Origin of the sequence: Rhodococcus sp. 27YEA6 (assembly GCF_044908235.1) — a bacterium.
Lineage (GTDB): Bacteria > Actinomycetota > Actinomycetes > Mycobacteriales > Mycobacteriaceae > Rhodococcus_F > Rhodococcus_F qingshengii.
The window spans coordinates 23,153-36,982 of sequence record NZ_JBIYCY010000012.1 but is presented as its reverse complement, the minus strand read 5'-3'; the positions used below and the strand labels follow the sequence as shown (position 1 = coordinate 36,982).

The following is a 13,830-nucleotide window of genomic DNA, read 5'->3' as shown; positions in this document are numbered from 1 at the left end:
TGACCCTGACGGTTGCTTTCCCGTAACCTTGGAGGGTCGCCACCCGGCGGTAGAGATTCCGTGTGCCTAGAGTGCGCGTGAATGTCCCGGTACGTCAGTGCCGAGCCGAGGTGACATAAACCAGACCAGTCGCGATGCATTTGAAGCCTCAGGCAGCAGCGCGAGCAAGTTCGAAGAAGCAAGGGGTAGCCCTCCGATGGCAACGTACGCGATCGTCAAGACCGGCGGAAAGCAGTACAAGGTCGCTGTTGGTGACCTCGTCAAGGTCGAGAAGATCGAGGGTGAGCCCGGCACTGCTGTCTCGCTTGCTCCCGTTCTCGTGGTCGACGGATCCGACCTGACCACCGACGCGGCCAAGCTGGCCAAGGTCGCAGTCACCAGTGAGATCGTCGAGCACACCAAGGGCCCGAAGATCCGCATCCACAAGTTCAAGAACAAGACCGGTTACCACAAGCGTCAGGGCCACAGGCAGCCGATCACGGTGCTCAAGGTCACGGGCATCAAGTAACCAGTTCTTTCTAGCTAATTTCACCCGAGGAGGGTCAATAGCATGGCACATAAGAAGGGTGCATCCAGCTCCCGTAACGGTCGCGATTCAAACGCCCAGCGCCTCGGCGTGAAGCGCTTCGGCGGCCAGTCGGTCAGCGCAGGCGAAATCCTGGTTCGCCAGCGCGGCACGCACTTCCACCCCGGCGTCAACGTCGGCCGTGGCGGCGACGACACCCTGTTCGCTCTCGCTGCCGGCGCAGTCGAGTTCGGCCAGAAGCGTGGACGCAAGACCGTGAACATCGTTCCGGCCGTCGTTGCGGCTGAGGTCTAGTCTTTCTCGCTAGTTGTGCGTCATCGGTTCTACTTCGGTAAGCCGGTTCTGCTTTCGGTAAGAGAGTGACGCGTTCCAAGCTCCCGATAGGGGCGGACCAGGGTTGAAATAACCCGGTCCGCCCCTATCGTTTGTTTAAGCAGTACCCGTTTTGCCCCGAGCAACCCTGCTCACCAGAAGTTCAGCTCATCGCGTGAGACCCGCAATTGACTGAGGAAGGATCCGGCAGTCATGTCCCGATTCATTGACCGTGTTGTGCTGCACGTCAGCGCTGGAAAAGGCGGCAATGGTTGCGCCTCCGTACACCGCGAGAAGTTCAAACCGCTCGGCGGTCCGGACGGTGCCAACGGAGGTCGCGGTGGCGACGTCATCCTCGTGGTCGACGAGAACATCCACACCCTCCTCGACTTTCACTTCCATCCCAACGCGAAGGCGACCAACGGCAAGCAGGGCGCCGGCAGTAACCGCGAGGGTGCAAACGGTGAAGACCTCATCCTCAAGGTTCCGGATGGAACTGTGGTTCTCGATACCGACGGCAACGTGCTTGCCGACCTCGTGGGAGTCGGTTCACGCTTCGACGCCGCTCAGGGCGGTCGCGGCGGACTCGGCAACGCAGCACTCGCCTCGAAAGCCCGCAAAGCGCCCGGTTTCGCACTCCTCGGTGAGGACGGTGTCGAGCGTGACCTGGTTCTCGAACTCAAGTCGGTAGCCGACGTCGGTCTGCTCGGATTCCCCTCCGCCGGTAAGTCTTCGCTGGTGTCCGTTCTCTCTGCGGCCAAGCCGAAGATCGCCGACTACCCCTTCACCACTCTGGTCCCCAACCTCGGCGTCGTCTCGAGCGGTGACACCACCTTCACCGTCGCCGACGTGCCCGGGCTGATCCCCGGTGCAAGCGAAGGCCGCGGTTTGGGCCTGGACTTCCTGCGCCACATCGAACGCTGCGCCGTATTGGCGCACGTGATCGACTGCGCCACCCTCGATCCGGGACGTGACCCGATATCCGACATCGACGCCCTGGAAGCAGAGCTGGCCGCGTACACGCCCGCGCTCTCCGGCGACTCGGGACTCGGTGACCTCGACAAGCGCCCGCGCGTCGTCATCCTCAACAAGACCGACGTTCCCGAGGCCGCCGAATTGGCCGAAATGGTCACGCCTGAGATCGAAGCTCGCGGATGGCCGGTCTTTACCATCTCGGCGGTGAGCCGAGAAGGATTGCGACCGTTGACATTCGCGCTGGCGAAGATGGTCCGCGACTACCGCGAAGCTCATCCGAAGCCCGAGCCGAAGCGCCAGGTCATTCGCCCGGTCAAGGTCAAGGATTCCAGCTTCACCATCGAGAAGGATCCCGATATTCCCGGTGGGTTCGTCGTCCGAGGCACCCGCCCGGAGCGGTGGATTCGTCAGACCGCCTTCGACAACGACGAGGCCGTTGGTTACCTCGCCGACCGTCTTGCTCGATTGGGCGTCGAGGACGCATTGGTCAAGAAGGGCGCTCAGCCAGGAGCTTCCGTCACCATCGGTGACGTCAGCTTCGAGTGGGAGCCGATGACGCCGGCCGGTATCGATCTGACCCGCACGGGCCGTGGAACCGACCCGCGTCTCGATCAGGTGGAGCGCATCGGCGCCGACGAGCGCAAGCACGCGCGTCGTGTCCGCCGCGGCTTGCTCGACGAAGACGCCTGACCCACGCGATTTCAGGACGAAAACCGAAGAGAGGGAACGGGACTGTGCTCGGGTCCACCAGGGAGTCGATAGCGTCGGCTCACAGTATCGTCGTGAAGATCGGGTCGTCTGCGCTCACCAGTCTGGTGGCGGGACTCGATACTCACCGACTCGATCTGTTGGCCGATGCCATCGAGGCTCGCATGCGTGCGGGTTCCGATGTCGTCGTTGTCTCGTCCGGTGCCGTCGGCGCCGGACTGGCGCCGCTGGGACTGACCAAGCGACCGCGGGATCTCGCGACCAAGCAGGCTGCGGCCAGCGTCGGTCAGTTGGCTCTGGCTCACGCCTGGGGTACGTCGTTCGCCCGTTACGGGCGTACCGTCGGGCAGGTTCTACTCACGGCTGACGACATCGCTCGACGGACGCAGCACCGCAACGCCCAACGGACACTCGATCGTCTACGGGCATTGCACGCGGTGGCGATCGTGAACGAGAACGACACCGTTGCCACCACCGAACTTCGATTCGGTGACAACGATCGGCTGGCTGCACTGGTTGCTCATCTGGTCGGCGCCGACGCGTTGATCCTGTTGTCGGATGTGGACGGACTGTACGACGGGGATCCCCGAAAGGGCGATGCCACACTGATTCCCGAGGTCAACAGTCCCGAGGATCTCGACGGTGTGGTTGCCGGTTCGGGTGGCGCCCTCGGTACCGGAGGCATGGCGTCGAAGCTCTCAGCAGCACGCCTGGCCGCTGATTCCGGCGTGCCGGTTCTGCTCGCGGCAGCATCGGACGCTGCGCAGGCACTCAGTGGTGCCGATGTCGGAACGGCATTTGCGCCGCGGCCGACGCGATTGTCGGCCCGCCGATTCTGGGTTCGTCACGCCGCTGACACATCGGGTGACCTCCACCTCGACGAAGGCGCCGTCCGCGCGGTCGTGTCCAAGCGTCGAAGCCTTCTGTCCGCTGGCATCGTCGGTGTATCCGGTGACTTCCACGCCGGCGACGTCGTGTCCCTGATGGGGCCGGGGGAGAAGCCCGTCGCCCGGGGTGTCGTTGCGTTCGACGCTGCGGAGATCGAGGAGATCCTGGGGCGCTCCACTACCGATCTACCGGCCGACATGCAGCGTCCTGTGGTTCACGCGGACGACTTGGTGGCGCTGTAGCTTTCGTGTTCGACGAGGGCGGAAAGTGCTTCAGCGCAACCGACTTCGAGCTTGAGGTCGGCGAATTCGTCGCCGCGAGTCGTGCCTCGATTGACGATGGCGATCGGCTTCCCGGTCTTGGCGGCATGCCGGACGAAACGTAGGCCGGACATCACGGTCAACGACGACCCGGCTACCAACAGTGCGTCGGATTGGTCGACGAGGCTGTACGCACGGGCGACGCGTTCCTTGGGGACGGATTCGCCGAAGTAGACGATGTCCGGTTTGAGTAAGCCACCGCACACGGCGCAATCCACGACGCGAAAGTGTGCGGTGGATTCGATCACGGCATCTGCGTCGGGTGCGATTTCGACTCCTGTTGCAGCAGCGACTGTTTCGGCGAATCCAGGATTGGCTTCTTCCAGTCTCTCCGCGAGAGTGGTACGGGAGATCAGCCGCTGGCAGCTCAGGCATCGAACCTGCGCGTAGGTGCCGTGGAGGTCGATGACGTTTCGCGCGCCGGCCTTGGTGTGCAGGAGGTCGACGTTCTGGGTGATCACGCCGACGGCTCGCCCTGTTCGTTCCAGTGCCGCGACGGCCCGGTGGCCCTGGTTGGGGCGGGAGCTGTCCATGTATCGCCAGCCGATGTGGTTGCGCGCCCAGTAGTGCCGCCGAAACGCCGGATCGCCGATGAACTGCTGGAACGTCATCGGATTGCGCGGGGGTGAATCAGGTCCGCGGTAGTCCGGGATTCCGGAGTCGGTGGAGATGCCGGCGCCTGTCAGAACTGCCAGGCGACGGCCGGCCAGGAGCTCGGGGAGGGCGTCGAGGCGGCTGTTGTCGGTAGGCACCGTTCCAGGATAGGCGCGTGTGCGAGACGGAGGCGCGGAGGAAGTCCGAAATGTTCAATAGAACACGTGTGCGATCGCCAATACTCGTACACATGAACACAGTGAACCCGATCCCTGCTGGTTACCGCACGATCACTCCCTACCTTGCGGTGCCGGACGGCCATGCCGCACTCGACTACTACAAACGAGCACTTGGAGCTGAGATAGTCGATGCGATGAACGCACCTGACGGCTCCCTCATGCATGCGGAGATCCGGATCGGCGATTCGATGCTGCAGCTCTCGCAGGAGATGCCGGACTTCGGACTCAAATCACCACAGGGCGGCTGGGTGCATTCGTCAATCGTCGTCTACACCGAGGACACGGACGAGTTTGTCGCTCGGGCAGTCGCCGAGGGAGGCACGCTGGTCACGGCTGTGGCCGATACATTTTCGGGCGACCGGCATGGAGTGTTTCTCGATCCGTTCGGCCACAGGTGGGCAGTATGCACGAAGGTCGAGGATGTACCTGCCGAAGAGGTCGCTCGCCGGGCGCGGGCGCTTTTCTTTCCGGAGACGCAGTCGCCACAGTAATTTGTGGCAACCGTGGTCCGAGCATTCGAGCTTCGGCGGCGTGCTCAGTATCCGGCTACTGGGTCCACGAGGGCAGCCAGCGCCTCACCCTTCGCGAAGCGGGTCACGTTCTTGGAGACGTGATCCGCGAAGGCGGCGGGGCGAACGCCTGGCGGATTGGAATCGTGGGGTGTGATGATCGCATTCGTCAGATCCCACAGTGGGTGACCGTCCGGGAGGGGTTCGGGATCGGTGACGTCGAGACCGGCGCCGCCGATCTGTTCCGACTCGATGGCCTCGACCAGTGCGTCGGTGTCGACCAGTGATCCGCGCGCGACATTGATCACCCAGGAATGGGGTTGCATCGCCGCCAACTGCGCACGACCCACGAGGTGACGGGTGGCCGGGGTGGCGGGCGCAGCAATCACGAAGTGATCTGCGCGAGAATAGATTTCATCCATTCTGGATGCGGGGTACGTGGAGATCGCCCCGGGGACCGGGCTACCGGAACGATTGACTGCGATGCTGTCCGCCCCCTGCGCGGCCAGCATCGGAATCAGCGCGCGGCCGATACCGCCTGCGCCGATGATCGCAACCGTCGAGCCACGGAGGGTGCCGATCTTGGGAAAGAACTCGAACTGACGCCACGTTCGAGCCTCGATGTGTGCAGGCAAGTGACGAACTCCGGCCAAGAGAAGCATGAGTGCATGCTCGGCCACCGACGCCGAAAATGCACCGGCCGCCGAGGTCCACGTGATTTCTGTGTCCCTCGGAATCACACCGGAGTCGAACCAATCCTCGATTCCCGCCGACGGAAGCTGCACCCACCTGACCGACGCCGGTAACACCGACGGAAAGGTCTCGGGTGAGCCCGCCCAGATCAGGGCGTCCGCAGTGTCGATCGGACTGATCAGACCGCCGCCCCGAAGCACCGCGCTGTCGAGCAGTGCATCGGGGACGGGGCCGATCGCTACGCGTGGAGAGGTGTCAGTCGCCATGACTAGACGCTACGCGGGGACCTCCACCAGTGGGTAGACACCGTTCTCGTCGTGCACCTCGCGCCCGGTGACCGGCGGATTGAACACGCACAGCATGCGCATCTGCGTGTCCGGCTCGACGCGGTGACGCTCGTGGCCGTTGAGCAGGTACATCGACCCCGGTGCGAGATCGTATTCCTTGTTGTTGTCGAGGTCGATCAGCTTGCCGGTGCCCTCGACGAGCCAGACAGCCTCGACGTGGTTGGCGTAATGGAACTCGTTGACCGAACCCGCCTTGATGGTGGTCTCGTGGAACGAGAACCCGACGCGGTCGCCGCCGAGGACGATGCGCTTGCTGCGCCAGTTGCCGTCCTCACTCGTGATGTCGCGGTCGGTGTCGGTGATCTCGGTGGTGGTGCGAACGATCATGGGAGAGTCCTTCCTCTAGCTGCAGACCTTGAGTGTCGCCTCGGCCAGGATGGAGAGGCCGTGCTCGAGCTCGTCGTCGGTAATCGTCAGTGCGGGAAGCAGTTTCACAACCTGGTCGGAGGGTCCGGAGGTCTCGGCGAGCAATCCCTCGTCGAATGCCAACTGGCAGACCTTGCCGGCGCGCTCGGGCTGTTCGAAGACGAGGCCCTGAACCAAGCCACGCCCGCGGTGCGAGACCTCGCCGGGGAACTGATCGGAGAGGTTGGCGAAGCATTCGCTGATGCGTGCGCCCTTCTTCAACGTCGTCTTGGTGAGTGCGTCGTCGGACCAGTAGTGGTCGAGTGCCACCTTGGAGGTGACGAACGCCGGGTTGTTGCCGCGGAAGGTGCCGTTGTGCTCGCCCGGTCCCCAGACGTCGAGTTCACGCTTGAACAGCGTGAGCGCCATCGGCATTCCGTAGCCGCTGATCGACTTGGACAACGTGACGATGTCGGGAACGATTCCGGCCTCTTCGAAGGAGAAGAACGGGCCGGTACGGCCGCAACCCATCTGGACGTCGTCGACGATCAACAGGATTCCGCGATCCGAGCACAGTGTTGCCAGCGCCCGAAGCCATTCGGGGCGAGCGACATTGACGCCACCTTCACCCTGCACGGTTTCGACGATCACTGCCGCGGGGCGGTTGATTCCACTGCCGGAATCATCGAGAACGCGGGAGAACCACTGGAAGTCCTCGGTGACGCCGTCGAAGTAGTTGTCGAAGGGCATCGGTGTCGTGTGCACGAGGGGGACACCGGCGCCCGCGCGCTTCATCGAGTTGCCGGTCACGGAGAGTGCACCAAGTGTCATTCCGTGAAATGCGTTGGTGAAGTTGATGACTGCCGAACGTCCGGTGACCTTGCGGGCCAGCTTCAGTGCAGCCTCGACGGTGTTCGATCCGGTCGGGCCGGGGAACTGGACCTTGTAGTCCAGGCCGCGCGGCTCGAGGATGTTGCGCTGAAAGGTCTCGAGGAACTCACGCTTGGCGACTGTCGACATGTCGAGACCGTGCGTGATGCCGTCGCTCATGATGTAGTCGACCAGTGCGGACTTGAGCACCGGGTTGTTGTGGCCGTAGTTGAGGGCGCCGGCACCGGCGAAGAAATCGAGGTAGTCGCGCCCGTTCTCGTCACGAATCCAGGATCCGGATGCGCTGGTGAACACTGCGGGCCAGTCACGGCAGTAGCTGCGAACCTCGGACTCGAGGGTTTCAAAAATGCTTGCTTCGTTGATATTCATATCTTCTTTGTTCCTCCGGGGCATGCTGTATGCCGAGCGCGAAGTGCGCTAGGCGCCGATCGTGTAAAGATCTTCGGCTTCGTGTCCATCGGGAAAATCGTTGGGCGAGAACAAGGTCTGCCTGGTTATCGGTACTTCGCGCCGACGTGCGAGCGCGGTGAAGAGTGCGATCGAAGCCTCGTTGTCGGGGCTGATCGTGGTCTCCAGATGTGTAACACCCAGTGGGGCAGTGCGATCCATCAAGTCGGACAGCATGCGGGCAGCAATTGCCTTGCCGCGCTGGTCTTCGTCGACCGCAACTTGCCACACGAACAGGGTTTCCTGCGCGCTGGGACGGGTATAACCGGAAACGAATCCGACTACGCGGCCGTCTACCTCCGCGACGATGGACGTCGCGCTGAAATCCCTGCACCACAACAGGTATGCATAACTCGAATTGAGGTCGAGCACCTTCGAATCACGTGCGATCTCCCAGAGCCGGACTCCGTCATCGATCTGTGGGCTTCTGAACAACACCGCGTCCGGCGCGGTGGTCGGGATAGCTCTCGTATCAACAGGCTTCATCGGTCATCTGAACGTAACAATCATTGCTGTCGAAGTCATGCAGATGTCCGTTTCGGGCCGTGTGGAACCCGTTGCGCCCCAGGTGAGGACATGAATGTGATGGTGCTCACATTATGTAACTTTTGCCGTTGTCGGAGCGACTATTTCGGGCAAAAACTCGCTATTTCGGGCTTGCGAGCGCCAACGGAAGTACAGAGTGAGCACCAGCCTGTCGAAGTGCGCGCGCGGCCATCGTGAAAGTCCAACCGGTATCGGCGATTGCGTCGACAAGAAGTATCGGTCCCTGGTGGATGCTCATGTCCGGGACTTCCCAAACATCGACCAGTCCGGACACGCGGTAGGCGGAGTTTGCTGCCGACACCGGAGGGTGGTCGGGGCGCAAGCGAAGAGTGCCCAGGTCGGTCAATCGCCCGACCTCGGCCAACTTGGCAGCCAGGCTCGACACCAACAAAGGATGCGTTGTGGATTCGAGGGCCATGACACCGGTGGGTCGCTCGGCCCAATTCCAGGCGGCCAGAACGCTGATACACGCGCTGACCACCGCATCGGGTACCTCGGCGTCGGGACCGTCGAAAAGCGCGCGGAGACGTTGACCCCAGCCCAGGTCCGACATCCGTCCGAGAATGCGCCCGGTTTCGGGCCCCTCGGTGATCTTCCCGGACAGCTTGACGCCCAGCTTGCTCAGGCCGGTCGGCCACATCTTGCGCGGCTCCAGGTCGAATTTGGGGCGCTGCAAGCGCGCCCGAGTCTCGTCGAGGGCGGCGGTGTCGACAGTGGTGTCGTAGCGATTGCCTGTGCAGTTGTCACAGCGACCGCACTGTGAGTTCTCCGAGGTCAGACCAGGATCGTCGAGTTGTTCACGCAGGAAGGTCATTCGACACGTCGTGATGCTCTGGTACTCGACCATTGCGGCCTGCTCGGCCTGGCGAGCGTCGTCGAGTCGGCCGTAGCGCTCGGCGTCGTACACCCAGGGTTCGCCGGTGCTGATCCACCCGCCCTTGACGCGTTTGACCGCGCCGTCGACGTCGAGGACTTTGAGGACCATCTCGAGACGCGTGCGATTGAGCTCCACCAGAGGTTCGAGTGCCGGTGTCGACGTGGCCTTTTCGGTGTCGAGGTGTTCGATGACGCTGCGGACCAGGTGCTCGCGGGGGAAGGCGACCGAGGCGAAGTAACTCCAGATCTGCTTGTCCTCGGCGCCAGGCAGGAGGATCACGTCTGCCCTGTCGGTGGAACGACCGGCGCGGCCCACCTGCTGGTAGTACGAGATCGGCGACGACGGTGCGCCGAGGTGGACGACGAACCCGAGATCAGGCTTGTCGAAGCCCATCCCGAGTGCCGAGGTGGCCACCAGAGCCTTGACGCGATTACCCAACAAGTCCTGCTCGAGAGATTCACGTTCAGTGGGATCGGTCTGGCCCGTGTAGGCGGCGACGGTATGGCCGCGCTCGGAGAGCAGGCTTGCGAGGTCGCGCGCGGCCGAAACCGTCAGCGTGTAGATGATGCCCGAACCCGGCAGCGTCTCGAGCATGTCGGCAAGCCAGGCAGCGCGCGCCGTCGCCTCCGGAATGTGGACTACAGAGAGGTGAAGCGATTCGCGTTCGAGCCCGCCGCGAAGGACGAGGGTTTCCTCACCGCCGACGCCGAGTTGGGCGGACACGTCCTCGACGACGCGGTTGTTGGCCGTCGCCGTGGTTGCGAGGACGGGAATGCCCTCGCCGAGTTCGGCGATCAAGGTCCTGATGCGGCGGTAGTCGGGACGGAAGTCGTGGCCCCAGTCGGAAACGCAGTGAGCCTCGTCGACTACGACCAGGCCGGCATCAGCTGCCAGGGCCGGGAGCACCTGATCGCGGAAGTCAGGGTTGTTCAGGCGCTCGGGGCTGACCAGAAGGACGTCGAGATCATTGGCTGCGACGCGGGCATGGATGTCGTCCCATTCGGTGACGTTGCCCGAATTGATGGTTGCGGCGCGCACTCCGGCACGTTCGGCAGAACTGACCTGGTTTCGCATCAGGGCCAACAACGGAGAGACGATGACGGTGGGGCCGTGGCCCGTTGCCCGGAGCAGCTTCGCCGAGATGAAGTAGACCGCAGATTTGCCCCAGCCGGTCCGCTGTACGACGAGCGCGCGTTTGCGCTGCACCACCAGCGCCTCGATGGCCGTCCACTGGTCCTCGCGTAGGCGGGCATCCGGCCCCGCGAGTTCGCGGAGCAGCCGCTCGGCTTCGTCGCGCATGGCTGGGGCAGTGGCGGTGGTCATGGACCCCATGGTGCACGACCCTGCCGACACGTGCGGGCTTCAGGCCTTGGCAACAGGTTCCTGCAGTTCGGTGACCCAGCCGTCGACATCCTCCGGGCACGCCAGCGTCACCTCACGGCTGGGGCCGGCATTGAGGTATCCCGCTGCGTCGATCCATTGGGCCAACGCCTGATAAGCGGGCAGGCAGTTGTCCATCGAACCCTTGTGCAGCAGCGAGGCCACGTGCTCTTCGGCCCGCAGGTCCACCACAGCGAACTCGTAGTCGCCATCGGGATTCGCGTCTACCGGTAGCGCCGCATGGACGACGACGTTCTCGTCGTCACCGGCATCCTCGTAGTAAGCGACAGCGGGTCCGATCGCGGCGATACCGGCACGATCCAAACCGGTACAAAGGCGCTCGTACAACCCGCGAACCACCGGGCCGATCGACGACGGATCCATCGTCTTGGCGGTACCGGTCAACTCCGTGACCCGCAGCGCCGGAACTGACTTGATCACAACCTCGTATGCGGACATCTGTCCCTCACTTTCTATGATCCGTAGGCGCGCCTGTACATGCGCCAGTCGCGCGGTGTCTTCCTGGATTCGGGTTTCGAGTTCTGCTCGGCGAAGCGTGAGCATCCCGCGGATCTCGTCGACGGTGACCGCCGACTCCACCACTTGCTGGACCTGGGCCAGAGTCAGGCCCAACTCCTTGAGAGCGACGATGCGGTTGAGCAGCGCCAACTGGCCCGCGGTGTACGAGCGATACCCGGTGGATGCGTCGACCCTCGCGGGTCTGAGCAGACCGATGGCGTCGTAGTGGCGGAGCATGCGCACCGACACACGACCTGCTCTCGCGAAGTCTCCGATGCTCAACATCCTTGCTCGCCCCGTTTCTCTCTCACAAACCCGATACCTACAGGTTTACGACCTCACACGGTGTCAGAGTCAAGCTGTCGGTTCAGGACTTTTTCGATCGCAGCGCGAGTGGGTGACGACACCGACGCGCCGCGGACCGTCGTCGCCAGACTTCCCGCCGTGACAGCGAACTGCAGGGCGCGGTCCTGGCCCTGCACCCACTCCACGGCGAAGGCGCCGGTGAAAGCATCGCCTGCGCCAGTTGTATCCACGGGTGTCACGGCCGGGGAGTCGGCGTGGATTGTCTCCTCGCCCGACCGGAGATCCGCGCCGCCGGCCCCGAGCGTCGTGACGAGGTATCGGACGCGACCGGTGACCGCGGACAACTGCTCCGACTCGGTCTGGTTGACGATCAGGATGTCGACAGACTCGATCAGGGCGCCCGGAAGGTCTTGTACCGGTGAAGGATTGAGGATGACAGTTGTTCCGTTGGCGCGCGCGTGCCGGGCCGCTGTGGTGACCGTGTCGAGGGGTATTTCGAGTTGGCACAGGAGAACGTCGGCGTGTGCGATCGCGTCGAGGTCTACTTCGGACAACGAGGTGACCGAGGAATTGGCGCCCGGGACGACGATGATGTTGTTCTCCGCGTCCTCGCTCACGGTGATGGCGGCAACGCCGCTCGGGCCGTCGACACTACGAAGCAACGCGGTGTCGACCCCGGCGTCTTGCAGGGTCTCGCGCAATTGGGTGCCGAAACCGTCGTCGCCGACCGCGCCGACGAACGACACGTCCCCACCGGCCTTCGCGGCGGCGATGGCCTGGTTGCTGCCTTTGCCTCCCGCCGCGGTGGCAAAGGCAGTGCCGAGCAGCGTTTCTCCCGGAGCTGGGAATCTGGACACTGACGTGGTCAGATCCATGTTGATACTGCCGACGACGACGATTCGAGGCGTGCTCATACCTCGAGGTTATCGGCCTTCATTCTCTTTCGACGAACCTTGCGGATGATCCGACGTGCTTCCTCGTCGGTGGCGACGGAGGGCGGAGAGCCGTCGAGTGGCTTGCGTGCGGTCTCGGGGATCATCAGGACTGCGATACCGCCGATCACGGCGGCGATCATCATGTACATCGGTGCGACCAAGTTGCTGCCCGTTGCACTTTCGAGGGCGGTGAGCACCAGGGGAGTGGTCCCGCCGAAGATGGAGACCGCGAGGTTGTATCCGATTGCCAAGCCGCCGTACCTGATTCCGGTCGGAAAGAGTGCGGGAAGCACGGACGGGAACACACCGACGAACAGCAGGAGCAAGCCGCCGAGAATTGCGAGTCCCAGGAAGACCGTCACGTAGTTGCCGACGCCGATCAGAAGGTAGGCAGGCAGGGACAGGACGAAGAATCCGATGAAACCGCTGAGCAGCAAGGGTTTACGCCCGACGCGGTCCGAGAACTTTCCGACGTAGCTGATTCCCATCATCATCACGATCATGACGATGATCATCAGAACGAGTCCGTGGGATTCGTCGTAACCCAACGTGTTGGTCAGATATGTCGGCATGTAGCTGAGCAGTCCGTAGTGAGCGATGTTGTACGTGGCCACCAGGACGATGCACAGAACAAGCGGACGCCAGTTGTCGACGAGAGTTTCGCGTAGTTTCTTGCCTGTGGATTCATCTGCGAGGGAGCGCTCTTCGGCCTGCTCCATCATCTGGAATGCGGGAGTTTCCTCCAAACGCAGACGGAGGTACAGGCCGATGAGACCCAGAGGTCCGGCAATGAGGAAGGGGATGCGCCAGCCCCACTGGAGTAGGTCCTCGGCACTGACAACGGTCTGGATGATCGTCACGATGCCCGCTGCCGCCACATATCCTGCCAGAGTACCGAATTCGAGGAAGCTGGCGAAGAAACCGCGGCGCTTGTCCGGTGCGTATTCGGCGACGAACGTACTGGCTCCGCCGTATTCGCCGCCGGTGGAAAAGCCCTGCAGTAGGCGTAGGAGTACCAGCAGGATCGGGGCGGCGATACCGATGGATTCGTAGCTCGGGATGAGGCCGATGGCGAAGGTGCTGCCCGCCATCAGAATGATGGTGGTGGCCAGGACTTTCTTGCGTCCGATGCGGTCACCGAGTGGACCGAAGAACAATCCGCCGAGTGGGCGGACGATGAAGGCTGCCGCAAAAATTGCAAAGGTAGAGAGGAGTTGAGCGCTGCCGCTCGCGTCCGGGAAGAACACTTTTCCTATAGTGGTAGCTAGATATGCGTAAACGCCGAAATCGAACCACTCCATGGCATTTCCGAGCATCGTTGCCTTGACAGCGCGCTTGACGGACGCATTGTCGGTGACGCAGACATCGGGTGATTCGGCCACTTCGAGAGCGCTGATCGAGTTCTCTGGTGTAGTCATGACATGCGCTCCCCAGCGCAATCATCGAACCGAGCGGGGCACGTACCTGATGCAC

The 13,830-nt window shown here is 63.0% G+C and carries 14 protein-coding genes; 5 read left to right on the top strand and 9 right to left on the bottom strand.

All coding sequences use genetic code 11. From position 1 onward, the window contains the following. Positions 1–196 precede the first annotated feature (196 nt). From rplU to proB, 4 genes are all read left to right on the top strand, one after another. Positions 197–508, top strand: a complete 312-nt coding sequence (gene rplU, locus ABH939_RS24630; RefSeq protein WP_003944533.1) for a 50S ribosomal protein L21 — start codon at positions 197–199, stop codon at positions 506–508. Positions 509–550: 42 nt separating this feature from the next. Continuing rightward, a complete protein-coding gene (gene rpmA / locus ABH939_RS24625) occupies positions 551–820 on the top strand; it encodes a 50S ribosomal protein L27 (protein ID WP_003944532.1) in 270 nt (89 codons plus the stop codon). 231 nt (positions 821–1,051) lie between these two features. Continuing rightward, a complete protein-coding gene (obgE, locus tag ABH939_RS24620; RefSeq protein ID WP_003944579.1) occupies positions 1,052–2,503 on the top strand; it encodes a GTPase ObgE in 1,452 nt (483 codons plus the stop codon). Positions 2,504–2,547: 44 nt separating this feature from the next. Beyond that, positions 2,548–3,651 (top strand): glutamate 5-kinase, encoded by a 1,104-nt coding sequence (gene proB, locus ABH939_RS24615; protein ID WP_003944552.1) that lies wholly within the window; start codon positions 2,548–2,550, stop codon positions 3,649–3,651. Here proB and ABH939_RS24610 read toward each other — a convergent pair. Continuing rightward, on the bottom strand, positions 3,624–4,481 hold the full coding sequence (locus ABH939_RS24610) for an NAD-dependent protein deacetylase (protein ID WP_042450219.1): 858 nt from the start codon (positions 4,479–4,481) through the stop codon (positions 3,624–3,626). The genes proB and ABH939_RS24610 overlap by 28 nt on opposite strands. Before the next feature lie 50 nt (positions 4,482–4,531). Between ABH939_RS24610 and ABH939_RS24605 the strand changes: the two genes are divergently transcribed. Then, positions 4,532–5,053, top strand: coding sequence for a VOC family protein (locus ABH939_RS24605; protein WP_082900893.1), 522 nt, complete (start codon positions 4,532–4,534; stop codon positions 5,051–5,053). A 44-nt stretch (positions 5,054–5,097) separates the two neighbouring features. Here the strand turns inward: ABH939_RS24605 and ABH939_RS24600 are convergent, their stop codons facing one another. The 8 genes from ABH939_RS24600 to ABH939_RS24565 all read right to left on the bottom strand — a co-directional run bounded on the left by ABH939_RS24600 (position 5,098) and on the right by ABH939_RS24565 (position 13,775). Next, a complete protein-coding gene (locus ABH939_RS24600; protein ID WP_064113177.1) occupies positions 5,098–6,030 on the bottom strand; it encodes a D-isomer specific 2-hydroxyacid dehydrogenase family protein in 933 nt (310 codons plus the stop codon). A 9-nt stretch (positions 6,031–6,039) separates the two neighbouring features. Beyond that, positions 6,040–6,438, bottom strand: a complete 399-nt coding sequence (locus ABH939_RS24595; RefSeq protein ID WP_003944463.1) for an ectoine synthase — start codon at positions 6,436–6,438, stop codon at positions 6,040–6,042. Positions 6,439–6,453: 15 nt separating this feature from the next. Beyond that, entirely contained in the window at positions 6,454–7,716 is a 1,263-nt protein-coding gene (gene ectB, locus ABH939_RS24590; RefSeq protein ID WP_007731008.1) for a diaminobutyrate--2-oxoglutarate transaminase, read from the bottom strand. A gap of 48 nt (positions 7,717–7,764) precedes the next feature. Next, entirely contained in the window at positions 7,765–8,280 is a 516-nt protein-coding gene (gene ectA / locus ABH939_RS24585; protein WP_003944572.1) for a diaminobutyrate acetyltransferase, read from the bottom strand. A 160-nt stretch (positions 8,281–8,440) separates the two neighbouring features. Further along, on the bottom strand, positions 8,441–10,540 hold the full coding sequence (locus ABH939_RS24580) for a RecQ family ATP-dependent DNA helicase (protein ID WP_404650275.1): 2,100 nt from the start codon (positions 10,538–10,540) through the stop codon (positions 8,441–8,443). A 39-nt stretch (positions 10,541–10,579) separates the two neighbouring features. Continuing rightward, positions 10,580–11,401, bottom strand: coding sequence for a MerR family transcriptional regulator (locus ABH939_RS24575; protein ID WP_404650274.1), 822 nt, complete (start codon positions 11,399–11,401; stop codon positions 10,580–10,582). A 53-nt stretch (positions 11,402–11,454) separates the two neighbouring features. Further along, on the bottom strand, positions 11,455–12,336 hold the full coding sequence (locus tag ABH939_RS24570) for a ribokinase (protein ID WP_054826983.1): 882 nt from the start codon (positions 12,334–12,336) through the stop codon (positions 11,455–11,457). Then, on the bottom strand, positions 12,333–13,775 hold the full coding sequence (locus ABH939_RS24565) for an MFS transporter (protein WP_003944479.1): 1,443 nt from the start codon (positions 13,773–13,775) through the stop codon (positions 12,333–12,335). Before ABH939_RS24565 ends, ABH939_RS24570 begins: the two co-directional genes overlap by 4 nt. Between the last annotated feature and the right edge of the window lie 55 nt (positions 13,776–13,830).

What these genes read in the sequence shown, in the direction of transcription:
- ectB (WP_007731008.1), bottom strand. Translation starts at nt 7,716, where the DNA reads ATGAATATCAACGAAGCAAGCATTTTTGAAACCCTCGAGTCCGAGGTT.
- ABH939_RS24570 (WP_054826983.1), bottom strand. Translation starts at nt 12,336, where the DNA reads ATGAGCACGCCTCGAATCGTCGTCGTCGGCAGTATCAACATGGATCTG.
- ABH939_RS24600 (WP_064113177.1), bottom strand. Translation starts at nt 6,030, where the DNA reads ATGGCGACTGACACCTCTCCACGCGTAGCGATCGGCCCCGTCCCCGAT.
- rpmA (WP_003944532.1), top strand. Translation starts at nt 551, where the DNA reads ATGGCACATAAGAAGGGTGCATCCAGCTCCCGTAACGGTCGCGATTCA.
- ABH939_RS24580 (WP_404650275.1), bottom strand. Translation starts at nt 10,540, where the DNA reads ATGACCACCGCCACTGCCCCAGCCATGCGCGACGAAGCCGAGCGGCTG.
- ABH939_RS24595 (WP_003944463.1), bottom strand. Translation starts at nt 6,438, where the DNA reads ATGATCGTTCGCACCACCACCGAGATCACCGACACCGACCGCGACATC.
- ABH939_RS24565 (WP_003944479.1), bottom strand. Translation starts at nt 13,775, where the DNA reads ATGACTACACCAGAGAACTCGATCAGCGCTCTCGAAGTGGCCGAATCA.
- rplU (WP_003944533.1), top strand. Translation starts at nt 197, where the DNA reads ATGGCAACGTACGCGATCGTCAAGACCGGCGGAAAGCAGTACAAGGTC.
- ABH939_RS24575 (WP_404650274.1), bottom strand. Translation starts at nt 11,401, where the DNA reads ATGTTGAGCATCGGAGACTTCGCGAGAGCAGGTCGTGTGTCGGTGCGC.
- ectA (WP_003944572.1), bottom strand. Translation starts at nt 8,280, where the DNA reads ATGAAGCCTGTTGATACGAGAGCTATCCCGACCACCGCGCCGGACGCG.
- ABH939_RS24605 (WP_082900893.1), top strand. Translation starts at nt 4,532, where the DNA reads ATGTTCAATAGAACACGTGTGCGATCGCCAATACTCGTACACATGAAC.
- obgE (WP_003944579.1), top strand. Translation starts at nt 1,052, where the DNA reads ATGTCCCGATTCATTGACCGTGTTGTGCTGCACGTCAGCGCTGGAAAA.